The sequence below is a fragment of the Nocardia neocaledoniensis genome, assembly GCF_029868625.1.
Classification (GTDB): Bacteria; Actinomycetota; Actinomycetes; order Mycobacteriales; family Mycobacteriaceae; genus Nocardia; species Nocardia neocaledoniensis_A.
Genome location: NZ_JARWOJ010000406.1, coordinates 1 through 6,109, shown reverse-complemented (window position 1 = coordinate 6,109; position 6,109 = coordinate 1). Strand labels below are relative to the sequence as shown.

10 protein-coding genes are annotated in these 6,109 nt (G+C 67.8%); 5 read left to right on the top strand and 5 right to left on the bottom strand.

Annotation, left to right across the window (positions count from 1 at the left end; genetic code table 11):
• Together QH270_RS32190 and ybaK are read right to left on the bottom strand one after the other, a co-directional pair.
• A partial coding sequence (locus QH270_RS32190; protein WP_280348326.1) for a hypothetical protein occupies positions 1–214 on the bottom strand: 214 nt, incomplete at its 3' end.
• An 89-nt stretch (positions 215–303) separates the two neighbouring features.
• The gene (gene ybaK / locus QH270_RS32185; protein ID WP_280348323.1) at positions 304–789 is read right to left on the bottom strand and encodes a Cys-tRNA(Pro) deacylase; all 486 of its coding nucleotides are present in this window, start codon (positions 787–789) and stop codon (positions 304–306) included.
• Positions 790–867: 78 nt separating this feature from the next.
• Between ybaK and QH270_RS32180 the strand changes: the two genes are divergently transcribed.
• Both QH270_RS32180 and rsrA read left to right on the top strand, forming a co-directional pair.
• On the top strand, positions 868–1,662 hold the full coding sequence (locus QH270_RS32180) for a sigma-70 family RNA polymerase sigma factor (RefSeq protein WP_432420464.1): 795 nt from the start codon (positions 868–870) through the stop codon (positions 1,660–1,662).
• An 11-nt stretch (positions 1,663–1,673) separates the two neighbouring features.
• Positions 1,674–1,937, top strand: coding sequence for a mycothiol system anti-sigma-R factor (rsrA, locus tag QH270_RS32175; protein ID WP_110036847.1), 264 nt, complete (start codon positions 1,674–1,676; stop codon positions 1,935–1,937).
• Between the two features lie 66 nt (positions 1,938–2,003).
• Here the strand turns inward: rsrA and QH270_RS34770 are convergent, their stop codons facing one another.
• Positions 2,004–2,078, bottom strand: coding sequence for a 50S ribosomal protein bL37 (locus tag QH270_RS34770; protein ID WP_110293457.1), 75 nt, complete (start codon positions 2,076–2,078; stop codon positions 2,004–2,006).
• 120 nt (positions 2,079–2,198) lie between these two features.
• Here QH270_RS34770 and QH270_RS32170 point away from each other — a divergent pair, with 120 nt between their 5' ends.
• Together QH270_RS32170 and QH270_RS32165 are read left to right on the top strand one after the other, a co-directional pair.
• A complete protein-coding gene (locus QH270_RS32170) occupies positions 2,199–2,414 on the top strand; it encodes a biotin/lipoyl-binding carrier protein (RefSeq protein ID WP_233000365.1) in 216 nt (71 codons plus the stop codon).
• Positions 2,415–2,435: 21 nt separating this feature from the next.
• On the top strand, positions 2,436–3,950 hold the full coding sequence (locus tag QH270_RS32165) for a sensor histidine kinase (protein ID WP_280348319.1): 1,515 nt from the start codon (positions 2,436–2,438) through the stop codon (positions 3,948–3,950).
• Between the two features lie 111 nt (positions 3,951–4,061).
• On the opposite strand, the gene QH270_RS32160 is transcribed toward QH270_RS32165, so the two are convergent.
• Together QH270_RS32160 and QH270_RS32155 are read right to left on the bottom strand one after the other, a co-directional pair.
• A complete protein-coding gene (locus QH270_RS32160; protein WP_022567051.1) occupies positions 4,062–4,316 on the bottom strand; it encodes a WhiB family transcriptional regulator in 255 nt (84 codons plus the stop codon).
• A gap of 252 nt (positions 4,317–4,568) precedes the next feature.
• Complete coding sequence (locus QH270_RS32155; RefSeq protein WP_280348317.1) at positions 4,569–5,513, bottom strand: diacylglycerol/lipid kinase family protein; 945 nt, start codon at positions 5,511–5,513, stop codon at positions 4,569–4,571.
• A 113-nt stretch (positions 5,514–5,626) separates the two neighbouring features.
• Between QH270_RS32155 and QH270_RS32150 the strand changes: the two genes are divergently transcribed.
• Positions 5,627–6,073 (top strand): hypothetical protein, encoded by a 447-nt coding sequence (locus QH270_RS32150; RefSeq protein WP_280348315.1) that lies wholly within the window; start codon positions 5,627–5,629, stop codon positions 6,071–6,073.
• Positions 6,074–6,109 lie beyond the last annotated feature (36 nt).

Genomic DNA, 6,109 nt, shown 5'->3' with positions numbered 1-6,109 from the left:
GCTTCTCCGCCTTCTCGGCCTTCTCGTCTTCCTGCGGCGCGGCCTGCGGTGAGTTCTTCGGGCTGCCCTGCCCGTTGAGCGGGTAGTCGCCGGGCTCGGTCGGCGCCGAGGGCGCGACCGGCGGGATGGCGGTGGCGGGCGCGGCGAAAGTGAGCGCGCCGAAGGTCAGGACGAGAGCACCGGACAGGGTGGCGATCGTCGAACGAGTGGACATTTCTCGCATCACATCCTCGGGTCGAATCGGTCGTACCGGGCGCGGAATGCGTCGCAGTGGATTCGGAACCGGACCTCGATCGGATGGCTTCAGCTCGTGATGGGCGCCGTGACCGCGTCGGCGGCGCGGACCAGATCGGCGGGGGCGAGCTCGATCTCCAGGCCCCGTCTGCCCGCGCTGCACAGCACCCGGTCCCAGGTCAGCGCCGAGGCGTCGACGACGGTGGCCAGCTTCTTGCGCTGCCCGAGCGGGCTGACCCCACCGAGGACGTACCCGGTCGTGCGCTCGGCCTTCGTCTTGTCCGCCATGGCGGCCTTCGGCGCGCCGAGCGCCGCGGCGGCCGCCTTCAACGACAGCTTGGCGGGCACCGGCAGCACGGCGACGGCCAGTGCGCCGGTGGACAGCTCGATCACCAGCGTCTTGAAGATCTGCTCCGCCCGCACGCCCAGCTCCCCGCCGAGAGCGTCCACGGCCTCGTCACCGAAGGACTCCGCCCGCGGATCGTGGTGGTAACTGTGCACGCGGTGCGTGATCCCCGCGGCGGTGAGCGCCTTGATCGCCGGAGTCGATGCCATGGGCGTCACAGTAACCACGCGCCGGCACCCCTCGGCAAACAAATTTCGGGCGGCCCGGGAACACGGATCCGGGGGTGCATGTTGCACACGAATGACGAACACCCGCCCGTGACCCGTGAAGGAGAGAGCGTGACACTGCTGCTCGAGGAGCGTCCCAGCTCGCCCGGGGGTGCGCGATTGCCGCTCGATTCCGTAGTGCCGGTAGATTCGGTGACTACGGCGATCGAAGGGATTGGTGTGACGAGCGACGATGACGTGGTGCCTGCCGGGGCATCCGGCTCAGGAGTCGACGAAGCCGAGCTGGCGGCACGGTTCGAGCGCGACGCGCTCCCGATGCTCGACCAGCTCTACGGCGCCGCCCTGCGGATGACCAGGAACCCGGCCGACGCCGAGGACCTGGTGCAGGAGACGTATGTCAAGGCGTTCCAGGGATTCAAGTCCTTCAAAGAGGGCACCAATCTGCGCGCCTGGCTGTACCGCATCCTGACCAACACCTACATCAACTCCTACCGCAAGAAGCAGCGCCAGCCCGCGCAGTACCCGACCGACGAGATCACCGACTGGCAGCTCGCGGCTACCGCCGAGCATTCCTCGACGGGTCTGCGCTCCGCCGAGGTGGAGGCGCTCGACGCCCTGCCCGACGACGAGATCAAGGCCGCGTTGCAGCAGTTGCCGGAGGAGTTCCGGATGGCGGTGTACTACGCCGATGTCGAAGGCTTCCCGTACAAGGAAATCGCCGACATCATGGGCACCCCGATCGGTACCGTGATGTCCCGGCTGCATCGCGGCCGCAAACAGCTCAAGGGTTTGCTCGCCGACGTGGCGCGCGAACGTGGATTCGACCGTGGGGAACGCCAGGAGGTAGTCAAGTGAGCGACCCCGATATGGAGATGGACTGCACCGCGGTTCTCGCGGACGTCTGGCTCATGCTCGACGGCGAATGCGATCAGGCCACCCGGGACCGGCTCCAGGAGCACATGGACCACTGCAGTCCGTGCATCGAGGCCTACGGCATCGAGGAGAAGATCAAGAGCCTGCTCAGCCGCAAATGCGGTGGTGAGCACGCTCCGGAGGGCCTGCGCGACCGGTTGAAACTGGAGATCCACCGCTCGATCACGGTCACCAGGATCGAGACCACCGAGGGCTGAGCACTCGGTCGAGACACAAAAAAGGGGCACCCATCGGGTGCCCCTTTTCCAGCTTCTGAGCGCGGCTCAGGAGTTGGGCCGCTTGCCGTGGTTGGCTGCGTTGCCCTTGCGGCTGCGCTTCTTACGTCCACGCTTACCCATAGGTGGCTCCCTTCTTCGGTCTGATCGACGGCCATTGTTCCACGTGTGGTTGGCTGTAGCTTCGGCGGATACGGCCAGCACCGCATCGCGGTGGCCGAACGACTACGTGAACGGGGTGCCATGCCTGAAGAAGTGCGCGCGGAGATGGTTTCGACCGTGCTCGCTGTCGAGGTCTCGGTGGGCGAGCATGTCGAGGTCGATCAGACCCTGGTGCTGCTCGAGTCGATGAAGATGGAGATCCCGGTCCTCACCGAGGTCGAGGGCGATGTCACCTCGATCGACGTCACGCCGGGCCAGGTCCTACAAGCGGGCGATCTGATCGCCACCATCGCGTAACGGCACGGCGGTAGATCCAGCGTGGCAACACTGAGCGAGCTCCTGGCCGAACACACCGACCTTCCCGGTATCGCCGTGGATCATCTGCAGCGGGTGGTGGGCGACTGGCAGTTGCTGGCCGACCTCTCGTTCTCGGATCTGCTGCTGTGGGTGGGCGCAGGACCGGTCGCCGACGGCGCCGACGTGGTGTGCGTCGCCCAGATCCGGCCGACCACCGCGCCCACCGTGCACCTCGACGACAAGGTCGACACCACGGCCTCGCGCGCGGACTTCCCGCAGGTCTTCGAGGCACTGCTCACCGGGCGCACGGTGCGCACCGACACCGAGGTGGAGGTGAGCGGGGTCTATCACCCCAGTCCGGTGCACGCCGTCCGCGAAGCCATTCCGGTGCGCTGCGGTGACGACGTGATCGCGGTGCTCAGCCGCGATTCCGATCTGGCGCGTTCGCGGGTCCGCAGCACGCTGGAGACGGCCTACGTGTCCTGCGCCGACGACCTGTGCCAGATGATCGCCGACGGCAGCTTTCCCACGCCGGAGGACCGCGCGGCCACCCATTCCAGCCCGCGCGCCGGCGACGGTTTCATCCGCCTCGACACCGAGGGCATCGTCGTCTACGCCAGCCCGAACGCGCTGTCGGCCTATCACCGCATGGGGATGCAGGCCGATCTCGTCGGCCAGGATCTCGCGGTGACCACCCGCTCGCTGATCACCGATCCGTTCGACGCGCAGGAGGTGGTGGCCGACATCCAGGCCGCGCTGGCCGGGCGCACCGGGCGCCGGATGGAGGTCGAGGCGCGCGGGGCCACCGTGCTGCTGCGCACGCTGGTGATGCGGCCCGGCGGGGAACTGGCCGGGCCCGCGGTGCTGGTGCGCGATGTCACCGAGGTGAAGCGGCGCGATCGCGCGTTGCTCAGCAAGGACGCGACGATCCGCGAGATCCACCACCGGGTGAAGAACAACCTGCAGACGGTGGCGGCGCTGCTGCGGCTGCAGGCGCGTCGCACGGAGAATCCGGAGGCGCAGGTCGCGCTGACGGAGTCGGTGCGCCGGGTCACCTCGATCGCCTCGGTGCACGAGATGCTGTCGATGTCGGTGGACGAAGAGGTCGACCTCGACGAGGTCGTCGATCGGCTGCTGCCGATCATGGCCGACGTGGCCACGGTGCACACCGCCAGGATCAAGGTGCGCCGGGCGGGTTCGCTGGGTGTGTTCTCCGCGGAGCGGGCGACACCGCTGGTGATGGTGCTGACCGAGCTGGTGCAGAACGCCATCGAGCACGCCTTCGACCCGGGCGAGAACGGTACCGTGACGATTCGGTCGGAACGGTCGGCCCGCTGGCTCGACGTGATCATCAGCGACGACGGCCGTGGCCTGCCCGCCGGCTTCAGCCTGGAGAGCTCCGACCGGCTCGGCCTGCAGATCGTGCGGACCCTGGTGACCTCCGAACTCGGGGGTTCGATCGGCCTGCACCCCGGTGCCGATGTGGGCACCGACGCGGTGCTCAGGGTTCCGCTGGGGCGGCGTTCCGCGCGCTGATAAGCGCCGAAAACCGCTGTGGGGCAACAATAAACCCGGCACCGCGAGGTGCCGGGTTCTCACATGCGTTACCGGGCCGGGGCTGCTGGCCCGGCAACGCCTCCTCGTCGACTAGACGGAGGTGCGCGTACGGGTGCGCGCGTTGCGCCGCTTGAGCGCGCGACGCTCGTCTTCGCTCATTCCACCCCACACGCCGGCATCCTGTCCGGACTTCAGGGCCCACGACAGGCAATCGGCAGTGACGGGGCAGCGGGCGCAGACCAGCTTGGCATCGGCAATCTGCGCGAGCGCAGGACCACTGTTACCCACCGGGAAGAACAGCTCGGGGTCCTCGTCGCGACAGATGGCCTTGTGGCGCCAGTCCATTCCTCTGCTCCTTCGCATGGGCGCCACAAAGGGCACCGCTGGTTAGTGGATCGTTCACTTGTGCGACTCGAATGTTTCCGCACGGTTGCTTGTGAATGCTTTCACGAACACCGTAGATGTCAATAGGTGTCCGGCGCACCGTGGGGGAGATCACGCTCTAGAGACCCCGTAAGGGGAACCCGCCCGGTCCTTTGTACTCGCGTCTCCCGGTTTTCGCAGCGCAACCGGGAGATTTTTCCGCGTGTCCCGAGCTCAGGACGGTTTGGGGGCCACCACATCGAGGATGCCGGGCACGGATGTGAAATGCACCATCTTGCGTTTTCCGATGAAGTCGCCATCGATTTGCAGGCCGATCTCACCGTCCGCTTCGACGTGCACCGACGGCACGTCGTCTTCGCGGAACAGTATGTCCGACTGGGGATTTCCATTCTCGGCCAGCAACTGCCGGGCAAGCAGCAGGGTGCGGGCGACACTCATCGACCGCACCGCGAACACCCCGAGCCCGCTTTCGAAGGTGGTGCCCGGATTGGTGCGAACCGGGCGGTCCTCGAGATAGGTCCACGGGCTCGAATTCGTGACGAAGGCGTAATAGACCGACTCCACCGGATCGTGTCCCTCGACCTCCACGGTGACGCGCGGTTCCTCGCGCCGGGCGCGGAAGAACTGGCGCACGGTGGTGCGCAGATAACGCGCGGGCGTGGCTTTGCGGCCCTTCGCCCTGGCGACATCGATGGACTCGCACACATCAGCGTCGAGCCCGACGCCGGCGCTGAAGGTGAACCATCGATCGTCGGCGAGTCCGAGGCCGATCCGGCGGTCGGCGTCGCGGGCGAGCAGATCGATGAGCTGATTCGTCGCGGTGACCGGATCCGGTGAGATGCCGAGCGCGCGGGCGAACACGTTCGCCGAGCCGCCGGGGATGATGCCGAGCCGGGGTCGCCAGACCTGATCGTCGCCGACCTGCGGCAGCGGCAGGAAACCGTTGATGGTCTCGTTGACCGTCCCATCGCCACCGTGCACGACGATCAGGTCCATCTCCTGCGTGGATGCCCACTGGGCGAGCTCGGCCGCGTGGCCGCGATGCTGGGTGTGCGCGACGGTCAGCTGCGTTCGGCTCTCCAGCGCATGGGCGAGCAGATCCCGGGTCGCCGGGGTGGTCGAAGTGGCATTCGGATTGACGATGAGCAGCGTCCGCACGAGTCGAGGGTAATGGGCGATCGTGAACAGACCGCGCGGTGCGGTGGTGCGCTGCGGTGCCGCGCGTGCGCCGAGGGCCGCGTCGTAGGCTTGGCCGTGTGGTGGAGCGCGACGTGACAGACGGTGACCAGCAGTCCGGCGACGACCCCCGCTCGCGCGGGATTCCGACGGCGATCCGGGTGGCCGGGGCGCTGGTGACCTTCGAGGGCCTGGTCGGCGTGATCACCGCGATCGTGCTCGTCGTGCGGGCGCTGACCGGCCACGACCAGTCGGTGGCCAGCGGTAGCGGTACCGCCATCTGGTTCGGCGTGCTGTTCGGCGGCGTCCTCGCCGCGGGCATCGGGCTGCTGCGCGGCAAGCGCTGGGGGCGGGCCATCGCGGTCATCGCGCAGGTGCTGCTGCTGCCGGTGGCGTGGTCGCTGCTGACCGACTCGCATCAGCCGCTGTGGGGGACGCTGCTGGCGATCATCGTCGTCGGCGCGCTCGGCGCGCTGTTCGCGCCCGCGTCGAGCCGGTACATGGCACAGGACTACGGCGAGATTCCGGAAGAGCGCTCGTAGGCGGACCGGCGTCGGCCACGGCTGCGGCGTATCTGC